General features: G+C 62.0%; 18 protein-coding genes and 1 tRNA gene. 2 read left to right on the forward strand and 17 right to left on the reverse strand.

What is annotated here, in order from left to right; genetic code table 11:
* Positions 1–24 precede the first annotated feature (24 nt).
* Entirely contained in the window at positions 25–489 is a 465-nt protein-coding gene (locus FXY94_RS08515; RefSeq protein ID WP_051120656.1) for a PaaI family thioesterase, read from the forward strand.
* On the opposite strand, the gene FXY94_RS08520 is transcribed toward FXY94_RS08515, so the two are convergent.
* A complete protein-coding gene (locus FXY94_RS08520; protein WP_051120657.1) occupies positions 486–1124 on the reverse strand; it encodes an ANTAR domain-containing response regulator in 639 nt (212 codons plus the stop codon). The genes FXY94_RS08515 and FXY94_RS08520 overlap by 4 nt on opposite strands.
* Positions 1125–1330: 206 nt before the next feature.
* Here FXY94_RS08520 and FXY94_RS08525 point away from each other — a divergent pair.
* A tRNA-Leu gene (locus FXY94_RS08525) sits at positions 1331–1412 on the forward strand.
* A gap of 59 nt (positions 1413–1471) precedes the next feature.
* Here FXY94_RS08525 and pyk read toward each other — a convergent pair.
* The 16 genes from pyk to efp all read right to left on the reverse strand — a co-directional run bounded on the left by pyk (position 1472) and on the right by efp (position 15403).
* The gene (pyk, locus tag FXY94_RS08530) at positions 1472–2950 is read right to left on the reverse strand and encodes a pyruvate kinase (RefSeq protein ID WP_016664627.1); all 1479 of its coding nucleotides are present in this window, start codon (positions 2948–2950) and stop codon (positions 1472–1474) included.
* 141 nt (positions 2951–3091) lie between these two features.
* Positions 3092–4027: a prolipoprotein diacylglyceryl transferase gene (gene lgt / locus FXY94_RS08535; protein WP_016664628.1), complete on the reverse strand. Its 936-nt coding sequence runs from the start codon at positions 4025–4027 to the stop codon at positions 3092–3094.
* Positions 4024–4830, reverse strand: a complete 807-nt coding sequence (gene trpA / locus FXY94_RS08540; RefSeq protein WP_016664629.1) for a tryptophan synthase subunit alpha — start codon at positions 4828–4830, stop codon at positions 4024–4026. Before trpA ends, lgt begins: the two co-directional genes overlap by 4 nt.
* A 1-nt stretch (position 4831) precedes the next feature.
* Positions 4832–6103 carry a tryptophan synthase subunit beta gene (gene trpB, locus FXY94_RS08545; RefSeq protein WP_016664630.1) on the reverse strand — a complete coding sequence of 424 codons (1272 nt, stop codon included), beginning with the start codon at positions 6101–6103 and terminating at the stop codon, positions 4832–4834.
* Positions 6104–6134: 31 nt separating this feature from the next.
* The gene (gene trpC / locus FXY94_RS08550) at positions 6135–6938 is read right to left on the reverse strand and encodes an indole-3-glycerol phosphate synthase TrpC (protein WP_016664631.1); all 804 of its coding nucleotides are present in this window, start codon (positions 6936–6938) and stop codon (positions 6135–6137) included.
* Between the two features lie 93 nt (positions 6939–7031).
* A complete protein-coding gene (locus FXY94_RS08555; RefSeq protein ID WP_016664632.1) occupies positions 7032–7259 on the reverse strand; it encodes an HGxxPAAW family protein in 228 nt (75 codons plus the stop codon).
* Positions 7260–7361: 102 nt separating this feature from the next.
* Entirely contained in the window at positions 7362–7982 is a 621-nt protein-coding gene (locus FXY94_RS08560; RefSeq protein ID WP_040386556.1) for a Trp biosynthesis-associated membrane protein, read from the reverse strand.
* Positions 7982–9568: an anthranilate synthase component I gene (locus FXY94_RS08565; RefSeq protein ID WP_051120658.1), complete on the reverse strand. Its 1587-nt coding sequence runs from the start codon at positions 9566–9568 to the stop codon at positions 7982–7984. The genes FXY94_RS08560 and FXY94_RS08565 overlap by 1 nt, the downstream gene beginning before the upstream one ends.
* 32 nt (positions 9569–9600) lie before the next feature.
* On the reverse strand, positions 9601–10806 hold the full coding sequence (metK, locus tag FXY94_RS08570; protein WP_016664635.1) for a methionine adenosyltransferase: 1206 nt from the start codon (positions 10804–10806) through the stop codon (positions 9601–9603).
* Between the two features lie 52 nt (positions 10807–10858).
* Positions 10859–12121, reverse strand: coding sequence for a bifunctional phosphopantothenoylcysteine decarboxylase/phosphopantothenate--cysteine ligase CoaBC (gene coaBC, locus FXY94_RS08575; protein ID WP_016664636.1), 1263 nt, complete (start codon positions 12119–12121; stop codon positions 10859–10861).
* Positions 12122–12136: 15 nt separating this feature from the next.
* A complete protein-coding gene (gene rpoZ / locus FXY94_RS08580) occupies positions 12137–12478 on the reverse strand; it encodes a DNA-directed RNA polymerase subunit omega (RefSeq protein WP_016664637.1) in 342 nt (113 codons plus the stop codon).
* A gap of 114 nt (positions 12479–12592) precedes the next feature.
* On the reverse strand, positions 12593–13180 hold the full coding sequence (gmk, locus tag FXY94_RS08585; RefSeq protein ID WP_016664638.1) for a guanylate kinase: 588 nt from the start codon (positions 13178–13180) through the stop codon (positions 12593–12595).
* A complete protein-coding gene (gene mihF / locus FXY94_RS08590) occupies positions 13177–13503 on the reverse strand; it encodes an integration host factor, actinobacterial type (protein WP_016664639.1) in 327 nt (108 codons plus the stop codon). The genes gmk and mihF overlap by 4 nt, the downstream gene beginning before the upstream one ends.
* 253 nt (positions 13504–13756) lie before the next feature.
* On the reverse strand, positions 13757–14326 hold the full coding sequence (gene pyrR / locus FXY94_RS08595) for a bifunctional pyr operon transcriptional regulator/uracil phosphoribosyltransferase PyrR (RefSeq protein ID WP_016664640.1): 570 nt from the start codon (positions 14324–14326) through the stop codon (positions 13757–13759).
* A 14-nt stretch (positions 14327–14340) separates the two neighbouring features.
* Positions 14341–14844: a transcription antitermination factor NusB gene (gene nusB / locus FXY94_RS08600; protein ID WP_016664641.1), complete on the reverse strand. Its 504-nt coding sequence runs from the start codon at positions 14842–14844 to the stop codon at positions 14341–14343.
* Position 14845: 1 nt separating this feature from the next.
* Positions 14846–15403, reverse strand: coding sequence for an elongation factor P (gene efp / locus FXY94_RS08605; RefSeq protein ID WP_016664642.1), 558 nt, complete (start codon positions 15401–15403; stop codon positions 14846–14848).
* Between the last annotated feature and the right edge of the window lie 68 nt (positions 15404–15471).

Genomic DNA, 15471 nt, shown 5'->3' on the forward strand with positions numbered 1-15471 from the left:
CCTCAAGTGTGTCACGCTAGGCGAATGGACACGAATGCACGCGCAGCTAGCGCGACACAGGATGCACTCACACGCGTACGCGAGGAGCTCAAGGGAACACTGTGCGAGCGCATGGGAATGGACGTGCTCTCACTGACCGCGAGCACAGCACACCTCAGTATGCCGGTTGCTCCAAATCGCCAGCCCCAAGGGTTCCTCCACGGAGGCGCGAGTATCGCGCTCGCGGAAACCGCCGTCTCACTCGCCGCACGCACCCACGCGGAATGTCTTTACGGCGAGGGCGCAGGCGCCGTCGGACTCTCCTTCACCGCAACGCACCACGCGCCCGCTCGCGAAGGCTTCGTTCACGTGACCGCTCACGCACAGCACCTGGGCCGCACTCACGCGAGTTATCTCGCCGAGATACGACACGAGGACGGCACTCTCGTGAGCACCGTCCTCGGATCCGCGCGGCTCTTTTCACCGCGAGACGAGAGTCCTGCGCGTTAGTCCTTATGCGGGCCGAGCTGGTCGATGACAGCGTCGGCAACCTCGCGCATCGTCAGACGGCGATCCATCGACGTCTTCTGGATCCAGCGGAAGGCATCCGGCTCGCTCAGGTTCATGTTCGTCTGCAAGAGCCCCTTCGCACGGTCCACGCGCTTGCGGGTCTCGAAGCGTTCCTCAAGATCGCGAATCTCCTCGTTGAGCGAGGTGATCTGCTGGTAACGCGACAGTGCGATCTCGATAGCCGGCAGAAGATCATTAGGCGTGAAGGGCTTGACGACAAACGCCATCGCGCCCGCATCCCGCGCGCGCTCCACGATTTCCTGCTGCGAGAACGCCGTCAGCATGACGACGGGGGCAAGATGCTCCTTGCCGATTGCCTCCGCTGCGGAGACGCCGTCCATCTGCGGCATTTTGACGTCCATGACCACAATATCGGGCCGAAGCTCACGGACCTTCTCCACCGCGCTCGCACCATCGCCAACGGCGGCAATGACCTCGTAGCCCGCTTCGGTGAGGGTCTCGACGATATCCATGCGAATGAGGCTCTCATCCTCAGCCACAACAGCCGTGCGCGCCACGAGACCGGAATCCTGGCCCCTTTCAGCGGTCTCTTCCACAGCTTCGTTCTCGTTCATGGCATCCAATCTTTCGCCTGTGTCTTCGTGGTTGTGCGGCAAGCGCACTCCATATCCATAGTGCAGCACATCGGCTTCCAAAGCGGCATTTGTCGCTCCCCTGAACGATATTACTCACGTACACCGGGCAAGGAACGGCTCGTGCCAGTTAGGCAAGCGCGAACTCGTTGGTTATTCTATAGGGCGTGCCTCAAGACTGGCACATGGCCGGGTTGGCGGAATTGGTAGACGCGGCGCACTCAAAATGCGTTGTCTTCGGACGTACGGGTTCGAGTCCCGTACCCGGTACAGAACAAGGGTGGGGAGCAGCGTGCTCCCCACCCTTTCTATGCGCAGCTACGTGAGGCTCAGGCCTCCGGAATAGCCTTGCCCTTCGCAATGCTGTCGGCTTCAACGCGCGCGGCCTCGGTGCCGTCAAGGTCACCGATACGGTGGACGCGCAGCGTGTTGGTCGAGCCATGAACACCCGGGGGCGAGCCTGCAGCGATGATCACGAGATCGCCGGGCTGCAGCCCCTTCTTCTCACGCAGCAGCTCGTCGACTACCTTCACCATCTGATCGGTGTCGGTCTGCATGTCAACGAGGTGCGCCTCGATGCCCCAGCTAAGGGCGAGCTGATGCTGAACCTTTTCGTACGGAGTGAGGGCGAGAAGGGGAATAGTGGGACGCAGTCGCGAAAGACGGCGAGCGGTGTCACCCGACTCGGTGAAGGTCACGAGATACTGCGCCGAGAGCTGATCGCCGATCTCCGCCGCTGCACGCGTGATCGCGCCACCGCGAGTATGCGGGATGGTGCCGAGCTCAGAGATGCGGTCCGCACCGTTTTCCTCGGTGTTCGTGACGATGCGCGCCATGGTGCGCACAGCCTCAAACGGGAATGCGCCGACGGAGGTCTCGCCCGAAAGCATGACGGCGTCTGCACCGTCGAGGATGGCATTCGCACAGTCGGAAGCTTCGGCGCGAGTGGGGCGCGGGTTCGTAATCATCGACTCGAGCACCTGGGTCGCAACGATGACGGGCTTAGCGTTGCGGCGGGCGAGCTCGATCGTGCGCTTCTGGACGAGCGGGACCTGCTCGAGAGGAAGCTCAACGCCGAGGTCGCCGCGGGCCACCATGATGCCGTCGAACGCGCCGACGATACCGCGCAGAGCACGCACCGCCTGCGGCTTCTCGATCTTGGCGACCACGGGGAGACGAATGCCTTCCTCGTCCATCACGCGGTGAACATCTTCAATGTCGTGCGCGTCGCGCACGAAGCTCAGTGCGATGAGGTCGGCGCCAAGGTGGAGACCCCAGCGGAGGTCGGCAATGTCCTTCTCACTCATCGCGGGAACTGAAACAGCAACGCCGGGAAGGTTGATGCCCTTGTTGTTCGACACGGGGCCGGGAACCTCGACGACGGTCTTGACGTCGGTGTCGGTCACCTCGACGACGCGAACGCCGACCTTGCCGTCGTCAATGAGAAGCGTGTCGCCGGGGCGGCAGTCGCCAGGCAGTCCCTTAAAGGTCGTGCTCACACGGTCCTTCGTGCCGACGATGTCGTCGGTCGTGATGGTGAAGATGTCGCCGACCGCGAGATCGTGGGGGCCGTCCTCGAACTTGCCAAGGCGGATCTTAGGGCCCTGGAGGTCCACGAGAACTGCGACGTTCTTACCGAGATCCTCGGAAGCCTTGCGGATATTGGCGTACACAGCCTCGTGGTCCGCGTAGGTGCCGTGGCTGAGGTTCATGCGGGCGACGTTCATGCCCGACTCGATAAGCGTGCGGATCTGCTCATACGAATTCGTTGCAGGTCCCAATGTGCACACAATTTTTGCTTTACGCATGTCTACCCATCTGTAGCTTTGAAAGGCGGGACCCACGCGCTGTGTGTGCTCGGGAGCGAGCGCACAGGGGCGCGGGTCGCATCGCCGAGATCCACATCTCACCCTACAATTAAGTAATCGGGACCACTCCCAGATTCAGCCTTATTTCGCGGGGTTTTTGAGATTTTCTCCCTGGTCATGCGGGACAGCCACCGTCTCACTACCCGCGCGCCCTTCCGGCCGCGGCAGCGGATCGCCGTTAATCGTGTCGTAAGCACTGCGCGCCTCGCCCTTCTTGCGCGCACGGACCGTGAGCCACGCAAACACGCCGATCGCCACGAGACCCGTGATGATGTAAATGACCATGTGGATTCGCAAGCCAAAAACCATGGTTGAGGGTTCCGTGCGCATCGTTTCCATGAGGGTCCGGCCCGCAGAGTACGCGATGATGTACATGAGGAATATGCGCCCGCCAGCGATGGCGAACCGTTTCGCGAGAAGCAGCACCACGACGCAGGCGGCGATATTCCACAGCCCCTCGTAGAGGAAGGTCGGCTGATAGGTTCCGGGCACACAGCCAACGATCGTTTTGCCGTTGGTTTCACACGTAATCTCCAGAGCCCACGGCAGCGTGCTTGGCTCGCCGTGAAGTTCCTGATTAGCCCAATTTCCAAGCCTCCCAATGGCTTGCGCGACGAAAAGAGTAGGCGCGATCGAATCAGCCAGGGCGAGGAACTGCACGCCTTTGCGCCGAGTCATGACGAACGCCGCAAGGCCTCCTCCCGCGACCGCGCCCCAAATGCCGAGGCCACCTTCCCACATGCGAAGCGCACTCAGCGGATCCTTGCCGGGACCGAAGTAGTCCGGGATATTGACGCCCACGTGGTACATGCGCGCACCGATGATCCCCACGATGATCGTCACGAAGACGATGTCGAAGTAGTCGTCACGGTCACCATCGCGAGCGATCCAGCGCTGCAGCGACCACCAGTAGGCGATAGCGATGCCGGTCAGAATGAATAGTGCGTAAAAATGGATTGTGACCGGGCCGATGCTGAACGAGCTAACGGGCGGACTCGGAATAGTCGCTGAGATCATGCGCGCGCCTCCTCAATTCCGGAACGGAGTTCAATTGCGAGAGCTTCGAGAGAACGGAGCCCCTCCGACGGTGTCTGCGCTTCGAGGAGCCTTCGTACGAAAGCGCTTCCCACGATCACGCCGTCGGCATAGGTGCCCACTTCCGCGGCCTGTTCCCCGTTTGACACACCGAGACCAACGCACACCCGTTCGGCGCCAGCGCGCCGCGTGCGATCCACGAGGGTGTGCGCGGCATCGCCGACGCTCGAGCGAAGGCCCGTGACGCCCATCGTCGAGGCGGCGTAGACGAAGCCCGTGCTCGACTCGGTCACGAGGCGCAATCGCTCCTCGGGCGAGCTAGGTGCGGCGAGGAAAATGCGCTCAACGTTTCTCGTGCCAGAGGCCTCGATCCAGTCACCGCCGGAATCGGGCGTGAGGTCCGGTGTGATGACCCCAGCGCCACCCGCTGCGGCGAGGTCGCGCGCAAAAGCGTCGAGCCCGTACTTGAGGATGGGGTTGTAATAACTCATGACAAGAAGCGCGGCATCGAGATCGCTCACCGCATCGATCGCCGTCATCACATGCGCGGGGCGCGTACCGTGCGAAAGAGCTCGATCCGCCGCTTCCTGGATCACGGGGCCATCCATAACGGGGTCCGTGTAGGGGATCCCAAACTCGATTGCATCGACGCCCGAGCCGACAAGGGCGCGAACGGCTTCGATGCACCCGTCGAAGGTGGGAAAGCCCACGGGAAGGTAGGCCACGAGTGCGGCGCGCCCCTCCCCCTTGGCTCGGTCAATGACCTCTGCTGAAAGATGCCGCATGTCAGTTTCCTCCCTCACGCGCAAGCGCCGTGCGGATCTTCTCTTTGATGTCGTTGATGTCTGCGCGCTTGTCGTTACCGATGAGCCCGAACCAGGTTGAGGCTGTCGTGACGTCCTTGTCACCACGGCCCGAAAGGTTCGCAACGATGACCGCACCTTCGCCGAGCTCGCGCCCGAGGGCGAGGGCACCGGCGAGGGCATGGGCGGATTCAAGTGCGGGCATGATGCCTTCGGTCATCGACAGCAACGCGAAGGCTTCCATGGCTTCGTTGTCGTTGATCGCCCGGTATTCGGCGCGTCCCGTATCGGCTAGATAGGCATGTTCGGGGCCGACGCTCGGGTAGTCGAGACCCGCGCTCACGGAGTGCGATTCGATCGTTTGGCCGTCCTCGTCTTGCATCACGTAGGAGCAGGCGCCGTGCAAAACACCGGGGCTGCCCGCGGTGATCGTTGCCGAGTGCTTGCCGGATGCGATACCGGAGCCCCCGGCCTCGCATCCCACGATTCGCACCGATGCGTCCTCGAGGAAGGCGTGAAATAGCCCCATGGCATTTGAGCCTCCGCCCACGCACGCAACAATCGCGTCGGGAAGGCGGCCCGCTTGCGCGAGGACCTGTTCGCGAGCTTCTCGACCGATCATGGCGTGGAACTCGCGCACCATGGTCGGGTAGGGGTGAGGCCCCGTCACCGTGCCGAGCAGGTAATGGGTGGATTCCACGTTGGTAACCCAGTCGCGAAAGGCCTCGTTAATCGCATCCTTGAGAGTGCGAGAGCCGTGAGTGACGGGAATGACTTCTGCCCCGAGCAGACGCATACGCGCGACGTTGAGGGCCTGGCGTTCAGTATCGACCTCACCCATGTAGATCCGGCAATCAAGCCCCAACAGTGCCGCTGCCGTCGCCGTCGCAACTCCGTGCTGGCCGGCCCCGGTCTCGGCGATCACGCGGGTCTTTCCCATACGTTTCGTGAGAAGCGCTTGCGCAAGCACATTGTTGATTTTGTGGCTTCCCGTGTGATTGAGATCCTCTCGCTTGAGGAAAATCCGGGCGCCGCCGGCAACGGCAGAAAATCGAGGAACTTCCGTGAGGAGCGAGGGACGGCCCGTGTATTCGCGGTTGAGCCGTTCGAGCTCGCTCGAGAAGGACGGGTCAGCTTTGGCCTCGTGCCACGCCTGTGTCAGTTCGTCGAGAGCGGGAACGAGCGCCTCGGGCAGAAACCTCCCGCCGAAATCGCCAAAGTCAGGTCCGTCCTGTGGGACAAAGGCATCTGTCACTTTCCACTCCTCTTGTTCCAACGTGCGCGTATCAGCGCCCTGCTCGGCGCTGCCGCTCAACACTGCAAAAGTCGCGCGCCGCCTTCGTGGGATCCGCGTGCCGCACGAGTGCCTCACCGACGAGAACGGCATCAGCTCCGGCACGTGCATAGGCCTCAACGTCGCGGATAGTTGCCACGGCCGACTCCCCCACGGCAAGGCGGTCGGAGGGCACCGACTCGAGCAGCGCACACGCATAGTGAAGGTCGACGTCGAGAGTCTTAAGATTGCGCGCATTCACACCGATGAGCTCAGCGTCGCTTGCGAGGGCCCGCTCGAGCTCTTCCGGCGTATGCGTTTCGACGAGAACCCGCATACCGAGAGACCTCGCGAGCGAGTACATATCGTCAAGTTGGGCGTCACACAGCGCCGCCACGATCAACAACACGACATCGGCGCCATGCGCTCGCGCTTCGAAAATCTGATAGTCCTCGACCATAAAGTCCTTGCGCAGCACGGGGACGCTTACGCGCTCACGAACAGCGTCGAGGTCACGGAGCGAACCCGAGAAGCGGCGCTCCTCGGTCAGTACGCTGATCGCCGTGGCACCGCCATCTTCATACGCGGTCGCGAGGTGAGCAGGATCGGGGATATCCGCAAGAGATCCTTTCGAGGGCGATGACCGCTTAACCTCGGCGAACAGACCGAGCGTCTCACGCTCGCGCAGGCGCTCAACGACGTCGAGAGCAGGCTTCGCCTCCCGAGCGAGACGCTCGACTTCGGCCCCGCTAACGTCGGACTTTCGCCGCCCCACATCCGCACGTACCCCCGCGATGATTTCCTCAAGAACGCTCAAGCGCCGCACTCCTCTTCGTACTCTCCCCCGCCTTCACAGCACAACGCCCTGCACGAAGAGCAAGTCCTTCGTACAGGGCGTTGAGCGGACACGTCAGCGCTTAGCTTTCTGGCCGAAACCCGCGGCTCGCAGGACGAAGCCTACGACGAGCGCGAGAAGAACCGACGCGAGACCAACGATAAGGAGGATGTTCTGGCTCGTGATCATTGCGAGGGCAATGAGCACCGAACCGAGGAGGACAAACGCCGAAAACACCCAGGCAGCCACGGTTTTGCCTTCGTTCTGCGGCGGGGCGGGGGGAACAAGATAAGTCTTCGGCATTCTTCACTCCGGTCGAAAGTAGTTCTGAAGCGTATGCGCGCACGGGCGCGTCAAACTGCGTCTTTCATTGTGCCATGTTTTAGCGCAAGCGTCCTCGCACCTTCACACTCCGCGCTGCTCGTCGCTCGGGTCCTCACCAAGACTGAGCATGTCCCACGCTTCCGCATCGGTGTGCGGCACCTCGCCGGCGCCTTCTCCGGATCGCGTAGCGGTATGGCGCGTATAGCGAGTGCGTGATGCTCCTTCCTCGCGCATACGTGTGTTCATCGTCAATCGAGCTCCGACGAGCGCAATCAGAACGCCTGACACGATCGACAGCCACACGGGCCACGATGCCGAAACAGTGACGGGTGCATTCACCACACCGGTGGCTTCGAGTGCTGCGCTCGCGACCGCGTGTGCCGGATCAAGGGCAACCAGCACACCTCCCACGACAATCCCCACACCGGCCAGGGTGGACACAATCGCGCACGCGAGGGCAAGGCCGCGCCTCGACAGTGCAAGGGCGCCCGCCGCAGCAACCGCCACGAGAGCGCACGCGAGCGAAAGTGGGGAAGCCTTCGCCCCCGCAATGCTGAGTTCAGACACGTTACCGGCAAGGCCCACGACCTCGCCCTCAACCCACGTTGGTTGGGTGAGTACGGCACCCACACCCCCTGCGACGACGAGCGCGAGAATGAGCGGGGTGCGCGGAGAGGAAGCATCCGATGATCGACCAGCCATCATTGTTCCCTCAGCGTCTCGGCACTCGCCACAGCGCGTTGAGCAGCAGCAGCCTTGGACAGCGATTCACGATGTTCCATCGTGGGGATCGAATCAGCGACGACACCACCCCCGGCTTGAACGTGCGCACGGCCGTCTTTCATGACGGCTGTTCGGATTGCGATCGCCATGTCGAGGTCGCCAGCGAAATCGAGGTAGCCGACGGTGCCGCCATAGATCCCCCGCGACACGGGCTCAAGCTCATCGATGAGTTGCATCGCGCGCGGCTTGGGTGCACCCGTGAGCGTGCCGGCCGGAAAGGTTGCCGCGAGAGCGTCAAAGGCGCTCAAGCCTTCTTTGAGCGTTCCCGTAACCGTCGAAATCACGTGCATGATGTGGGAATACTTCACGACGCTCATGAAATCTCGCACGATCACGCTTCCCGGCTCGCAGACCTTCTGCAGGTCGTTACGGCCGAGATCGACAAGCATGAGGTGCTCGGATCGATCTTTCGGATCGGCGAGGAGCTCGCCTTTTATCCTCTCATCCTCTTCAGTGTTAGTCCCACGCGGGCGCGAACCCGCGATCGGGTGCGTGCTCGCGTGGCGGCCGCGCACAGTGACGAGTGTTTCGGGACTCGCTCCCACCACATCGATCGATTTGCCATCTCCATCGTGAGCGCGCACGAGAAACATGTACGGCGAAGGGTTGAGCCTGCGCAGCACGCGGTAGACGTCGAGGGGGTCGGCGCTCGTTGCCTGCGTGTGTCGCTGCGACGGCACGACCTGGAAGATTTCACCGTCGATGATGTTCTGGATCGCCGTCTCAACTGACGCTTCAAAATCCGTCTGGTTCGTGCGAGCGGTACTCGACGGCCGCTGCACGGCAGAATAGACGACGGGGTTCGTCTCGACGTGCGTGCGAAGCGAATCGCGCATCGTGTCGATTCTGGCGAGGGCATCCTCGTAGGCTGCCTCTGCGCCGCTGTCTGCACCGTTGAGGTTGAGCGCGTTTGCCACGAGCAGAACCGTCGCGTCGCGGTGGTCGTACACGGCAACGTCTTGTGCAAGGAGCATGCATAGCTCGGGCGTACCGATCTCGTCTACGGGCTTGTGCGGGAGATTCTCGAAGCGCCGCACAGCGTCATAGCTTACGAAGCCCACAAGCCCGCCCGTAAACGGTGGTAGATGCGCCATCCGCGCGGATTTGAACTCAGCGGCGGTAGCCCTGAGCGCCTCGAGCGGGTCGCCCGATGTGGGAACCGAGGCCGGGACATCGCCAAACCAGCGCGCGTTGCCGTCTTTCTCGGTGAGAGAGGCGCGAGCGTTTACCCCAATGATGGACCAGCGGGAATCCTCCCCCTGGCCTGCGGACTCAAGAAGGAAACTGCCCGCGGGGCCCGACGGTGCCGTGAGCTTTCTGTACAGAGAGATCGGAGTGTCCTGGTCGGCCAAAAGCCGAATCACGACGGGCACGATGCGCTGTGTACGCGCGAGATCGAGGAAGGTTTTTCGGTCCGGCCAAATCTCGCCAAGCGTCTCGCCCTCGAGACCCTGAACAGTTTCGGGGTAAATATCGCGCTCGAACACGCGCCCTCCTTTCCTCATTGCTTAGCGAAACGATCGCGCAGATCGGCGCGTCATAGAGCGCGGGTGAGCTCTTCAGTTCTGTTGGTCTTTTCCCACTCAAATTCCGCAAGGGGACGGCCGAAGTGGCCAAAAACCGACGTTTTGCGGTAGATGGGTCGCAGAAGATCGAGCTCCTCAACGATTGCCTGCGGGCGCAGGTCGAAGACCTTTTCGATAGCCCGGGCAAGTTGATGCTCGGGAACCTTGCCCGTTCCAAACGTTTCAACGTAAAGGCCCACGGGGGCAGCGCGACCAATCGCGTAGGCAACCTGAATCTCGCACCGCTCGGCTAGACCCGCTGCAACCACGTTCTTGGCGACCCAACGCAGGGCGTAGGCGGCGCTACGGTCGACCTTCGACGGGTCCTTACCCGAAAAAGCGCCGCCGCCGTGACGCGCCATCCCGCCGTAGGTATCCACGATGATCTTTCTACCCGTGAGTCCGGCATCGCCTTTCGGGCCGCCGACGACGAAACGTCCCGTTGGGTTGATGTGACGCTTGACCCCTGTAATGTCCAGTCCAAGCTCGGCGAGTTCCTCGAGAACAGGCTGGATCACCACACGGGAGATCGCCTCGGTGAGTTGCCCCGCAACATCGACGTCCTCGGCATGTTGACTCGATACGACGACCGCATTCACGCTGCGCGCGACAAAATCGTCGTCATATCCGATCGTCACTTGCGATTTGCCGTCGGGGCGCAGATACGGGAGTACGCCGTCTCGGCGTGCGTTCGACAGGTTTTGCGCGAGCTTATGCGCCGCGTAGATCGGCAGCGGCATGAGTTCCTTCGTGTCAGCGCACGCGTACCCGAACATGAGGCCCTGATCACCAGCGCCAAGTTGAAAACCCTGCTCGATGCTTCCGCCCTTGAACTCCTCGGAATTATCGACCCCGAGCGCAATATCGGCCGATTGCGAGCCGATCGACACCTCGATGCCGCACGAGTCCGCATCGAAGCCCTTCTCGGAGGAGTCGTAGCCGATCGACCTGATCACGTCACGAACGATCGAGTTGACGTCACTGTAGCCTTCGGTGCGCACCTCTCCGGCAACATGGACGAGGCCCGTCGTCACGAGAGTCTCGACTGCGACGCGAGAGTTGAGATCCTGCGCGATCATGTCGTCGAGAATTGCATCGGAAATCTGGTCGCAGATTTTGTCCGGGTGGCCTTCCGTAACCGATTCGGAAGTGAAGTACCGCAAATCATTGAGTGTCATGTGCTGCCTTATCTGCGAGAGGTGGTGACGGAATCAAAGGAGTCGCCCGAGGCTAGCTGCGCTCGCGCTTGAGGAGAGAGGCGACGTGGTCAAGCATTGCGTGGGAAACCTCGTCTTTCGTCCCGCGTGCGGCTCCGCGAATTTCACCAGCGGCATCAAGAAACGTCAATGCGTTCGTGTCGGCCCCGAAAGCGTTCTCACTGACATCGTTGAACGCGAGGAGGTCTGCGCCCTTGGCGCGGGCCTTCCTGGTCGCGTGCGCGAGGGCGCTCGAATGCTCATCCCCCGTCTCGGCAGCGAATCCGCAAATCACGAACGGACGCTCACCGGCCTGCCGGCGTTCGACGAGGCCGCGGAGAATATCCTCGGTCTCCATCAAGTGAAGGGTGAGGCCCGACTCGCCCGCTTTTTTCTTGATTTTGCTGCGCGATGGCTCAGGCGTGAAATCGGAAACGGCAGCGGCCATGATCAGCACATCCGCGCTGCTTTCACGCTCCCGTACCGCGGCCGCAAGCTCTTTCGCCGATTCCACCCGCACGACGTCTACGCCCGCGGGAGGTTCGATGTGTGAACCCGCCAGGACGAGGCTCACGCTCGCTCCTCGAACGTACGCCGCGCGCGCGAGCGCCGCCCCCTGTTTACCGCTCGAGTGATTGGTGAGCACGCGCACCGGATCAAGAGCCTCGCGCGTCCCCCCTGCGGTGATCACCACGTGCGTGCCTTCGAGGTCGCACGTGCGCGACCCTGCCGCGAGGACTGACTCAACATAGTGCACAATCACTTCGGGCTCGGGCAGTCGCCCTACACCGGTATCGGTTCCGGTGAGGCGCCCACTCGCAGGTTCAATCACGCGCACGCCACGTGATCGGAGCACGTCGACATTTTCGCGCGTTGCGGGATGCTCCCACATCTCCGTGTGCATCGCCGGGGCGAGGATGACGGGTGCTCGAGTGACGAGGAGCGTGGCTGTAAGGAGGTCGTCGGCCCTTCCCATACGTGCCCGGGCCATGAAATCTGCTGTTGCCGGGACCACGACGACGGCGTCGGCCTCCTGGCCGAGACGCACGTGGGCAACCGAGTCCACATCGTCGAAGACAGAGGTGCGCACGGGATTATGGCTAAGTGCTTCCCACGTCGAGATGCCAACGAACTCGAGCGAAGCCTTCGTCGGAACAACGCGCACATCGGCGCCCCGTTCGGTCAAGCCGCGCACCACGTGAGCTGCCTTATATGCAGCGATGCCCGCACACACTCCAACGATGACGCGAAGACCCTCGAGGGGACGCGGCGCCACAGAAGGAGGCGATGCGGGCATCGTCAAAGCTTCGATTTAGAGGTTGAAGTCGATCGGCACCTCGGGGGCGTCGTCCCCGAGCGTGAGCGGCTCGCGCGCGGGAGGCTTGGGAGCGTTCTCGTCGATCTCCTTGGCCTCGAGCAGACCTTCGTCGATCTCGCGAAGTGCGATCGAAAGAGACTTCTCCTGGGGCTCGGTGTCAACCAGAGGTCCGACATGCTCGAGGAGGCCGTCTTCGACCTGCGAGTAGTAAGCGTTGATCTGACGCGCACGCTTCGCCGAGTACAGCACGAGGGCGTACTTCGAATCAACGGACTCGAGCAGCCGATCGATGGGCGGGTTGGTAATGCCTTCGGGCTGGGCAACGGTTCCAGGCACGAAACGTCCCTTCCTAGTGTGAAGTCAGATATCGGCGCTCGCGCATGACGAGCGCGCAAGGTCCCATCCTACCGGAAATAGCGCCCTAGCGACGGCGAAGGTCGGTGATGTCATTCACGCGATAGCGAGCCCAGCTTCGCGTGCGAGCGCGTCGACGGCCTCATCGAGATCATCGTTCACGATCGTCACGTCAAACTCTTTTTCAGCGGCCATTTCCACCCGCGCGGTTTCAAGTCGCCGCTCCTGCTCTTCAGGGCTTTCTGTTCCCCGCCCAACGAGACGCTCAACAAGGACGTCCCAACTGGGCGGAGCCAAGAACACGAAGCGCGCATCCGGCATCGAGGAACGCACTTGGCGAGCCCCCTCAAGGTCGATCTCAAGGATGACCGCACACCCCTCGGCCCGGGCCGCTTCGACGGCGCTCCTCGGTGTTCCGTAACGATTGCGGCCGTGCACGAGGGCCCATTCGAGCATGTCGCCGTTATTCACGGCATCGTCGAACTGTTCGGGACTCCAGAAAAAATAGTGGATCCCGTCCACTTCGCCGGGGCGCGGATCACGCGTGGTCGCGGAGACCGATAGATAGACCTCGGGGTGTTTCTCGAGAAGTCTGCGCGTAACAGTGCCCTTGCCGACGGCGGTCGGACCGGCGACGACAACGACGCGCCCGCGGGGCACGTCGAGCGACTGCGCCGGGCTCACTCTGCGAAGTGCTGAATAAGCTTTTCCGCCTGATGGCGGCCGAGGCCCCGCATCTTGCGCGAGGGCGAGATGCCAATCTCGTCCATAATCTGCGCAGCCTTGACCTTGCCAATGCCCGGGAGGGATTCGAGCATCGCGGAAACCTTAAGGCGAGCAACAGCCTCGCTCGTCTTCGCTTCTTCGATAAGGTTCGCGATTTCCTCACCGCGGTTGCCGGTCGAGTTCTTGAGGCGGTTCTTCACCTGCGCACGCTCCTGGCGGAGCTGTGCAGCCTTCTCGAGTGCGGCCTTGCGCGCTTCGGGGGTCAAAGTGGGGAGAGCCACGTGTCTACCTCTTCAATCTATTCGTGGGATGGTACCCATTCTCATGAATCTTCATGACGAAGCCCCAGAGAATTTGCAAACACTCTTCCGCGTCGCGACTGGCACTCAACGAGCAAACCGCTCGGCTTGGAGCTACGTATAGAGTTACCCACCAAGTTGATAAAGTCTTGAAGAACGCTGAAAAACCGCGAAATCGTGACCTATTTGTCACCTTGAGCAGGCATATCGTGTGTTTTTTGCGTTCGGGACGGGATCAGCACCCGCCTGTTACTGATCTTTCAAGAACAATGGAGTCCGCGCCATCGCACTCCTCTAGCAACACGTTGACCCGCTCTCGCCGCGACGTCGGCAGATTCTTGCCGACGAAATCTGCGCGAATTGGCAGCTCCCTGTGGCCTCGATCGACCAAAATCGCCAGTCGAACAGCGGCCGGTCGACCGAGCGCGCTCAGGGCATCGAGCGCCGCGCGTACCGTACGACCTGAATAGAGCACATCGTCGACGAGAATAACCGTGCGGCCTTCGATCCCTCCCTCGGGAAGGCGCGTCTCTCGTTCCTCCCGCGCAGGCTTCGACGAGCGATCATCGCGAAAACGCGTGATGTCGAGCTCCCCCACGATGCTCGCGGGGTCGCGCTCGGTGTTGCCGGCACGCGCAATCGCCTCGGCGATGCGGTAGGCAAGGGGCACGCCACGGCTGTGAATCCCCATGAGCACGAAATCGTCGACACCTTTTTCACCTTCGACAATCTCGTAGCCGATCCGGGTCAACGCGCGGCGAATGTCGCCCGCCTTGAACACTTCCGTGCGGAGATCCTCAGCCATGGACGTCTCCCTTCTTAGCCCAGTAGATCCTTCGCGTCCGCGATTCGCTGGAGAAGCGCATTGACGAACGATGCCGAATCTTCCGTCGACAGCTCGGCGGCAACGCTCGTGTACTCCTTGAGCAGCACAGGAGCATCGACTCCGGTGCCGTGAAGAATCTCGGCCGCTCCCATACGCAAGATCGCTCGGTCGACAGCGGGCATGCGTTCGAGCGTCCACGCCTCCGAGTGCGAAGCAATCGTGTCGTCAATGTCAGCGGCGTGCGCGGCATACATAAGCGCAAAACGCTTCGCTGCCTCGGGCAGCGGGGTCTGCGCGGTTGAGGTGACGGTGCGCTGCTCGGCTAGTTCCTCGACACCCACCTGGCGGGCGTCGGCCTCAAACAACACGTCAATCGCGCGCACGCGCGCACGCGTCACTGCACCAAATTTATGCGTCCGCGACGGGAGGGTCTTGACGAGTTCAACTTCGTCCCCCTCGCGCCCCGGCAGCGGAAGATCCAGCGGATCGAACGGCATATCAGGCACGTCCGAGGTAGTCGCCGGTGCGGGTGTCGACCTTAACCTTGGTGTTCTGCTCGAGGAAGAGAGGCACCTGGATTTCGAGGCCGGTCTCGAGGGTTGCGGGCTTCGTGCCGCCCGAGCTGCGATCACCCTGGAGGCCGGGCTCGGTGTGGGTAATTTCGAGAACGACCGAGGCGGGAAGCTCAACGAAAAGTACCGTGCCCTCGTGGAATGCCACGACGGCGTCCTGGCCCTCGAGCATGTAGTCCTTGGCGTCGCCAACGATCTCCGCGGTCACGTTGGTCTGCTCCCAGGTCGTGGTGTCCATGAATACGAAGAGGTCGCCATCCATGTACGAGTACTGCATGTCGCGGCGGTCGATCGTTGCGGTCTCGACCTTGACGCCCGCATTGAAGGTTTTGTCAACGGTCTTGCCCGAGAGAACGTTCTTGAGCTTGGTGCGAACGAACGCCGGGCCCTTGCCGGGCTTCACGTGCTGGAATTCGACAACGCTCCACAGGCCGTTCTCGAGCTTCAGGACCATGCCGTTCTTCAGATCGTTAGTGCTTGCCATGATTCTCCGTTCGGGGTTGCATTTGCGCACGCGCCCCTTCGAGGACGCACACAATCCTTAATTTTAGC

This window comes from Dermabacter jinjuensis, from assembly GCF_902381725.1.
Lineage (GTDB): Bacteria > Actinomycetota > Actinomycetes > Actinomycetales > Dermabacteraceae > Dermabacter > Dermabacter hominis.

Bases quoted from the DNA above. Each gene is read 5' to 3' on its own strand.
- FXY94_RS08515 (WP_051120656.1), top strand. From the start codon at position 25: ATGGACACGAATGCACGCGCAGCTAGCGCGACACAGGATGCACTCACA.
- FXY94_RS08520 (WP_051120657.1), bottom strand. From the start codon at position 1,124: ATGAACGAGAACGAAGCTGTGGAAGAGACCGCTGAAAGGGGCCAGGAT.
- pyk (WP_016664627.1), bottom strand. From the start codon at position 2,950: ATGCGTAAAGCAAAAATTGTGTGCACATTGGGACCTGCAACGAATTCG.
- lgt (WP_016664628.1), bottom strand. From the start codon at position 4,027: ATGATCTCAGCGACTATTCCGAGTCCGCCCGTTAGCTCGTTCAGCATC.
- trpA (WP_016664629.1), bottom strand. From the start codon at position 4,830: ATGCGGCATCTTTCAGCAGAGGTCATTGACCGAGCCAAGGGGGAGGGG.
- FXY94_RS08555 (WP_016664632.1), bottom strand. From the start codon at position 7,259: ATGCCGAAGACTTATCTTGTTCCCCCCGCCCCGCCGCAGAACGAAGGC.
- FXY94_RS08560 (WP_040386556.1), bottom strand. From the start codon at position 7,982: ATGGCTGGTCGATCATCGGATGCTTCCTCTCCGCGCACCCCGCTCATT.
- FXY94_RS08565 (WP_051120658.1), bottom strand. From the start codon at position 9,568: ATGAGGAAAGGAGGGCGCGTGTTCGAGCGCGATATTTACCCCGAAACT.
- metK (WP_016664635.1), bottom strand. From the start codon at position 10,806: ATGACACTCAATGATTTGCGGTACTTCACTTCCGAATCGGTTACGGAA.
- coaBC (WP_016664636.1), bottom strand. From the start codon at position 12,121: ATGCCCGCATCGCCTCCTTCTGTGGCGCCGCGTCCCCTCGAGGGTCTT.
- pyrR (WP_016664640.1), bottom strand. From the start codon at position 14,326: ATGGCTGAGGATCTCCGCACGGAAGTGTTCAAGGCGGGCGACATTCGC.
- nusB (WP_016664641.1), bottom strand. From the start codon at position 14,844: ATGCCGTTCGATCCGCTGGATCTTCCGCTGCCGGGGCGCGAGGGGGAC.
- efp (WP_016664642.1), bottom strand. From the start codon at position 15,403: ATGGCAAGCACTAACGATCTGAAGAACGGCATGGTCCTGAAGCTCGAG.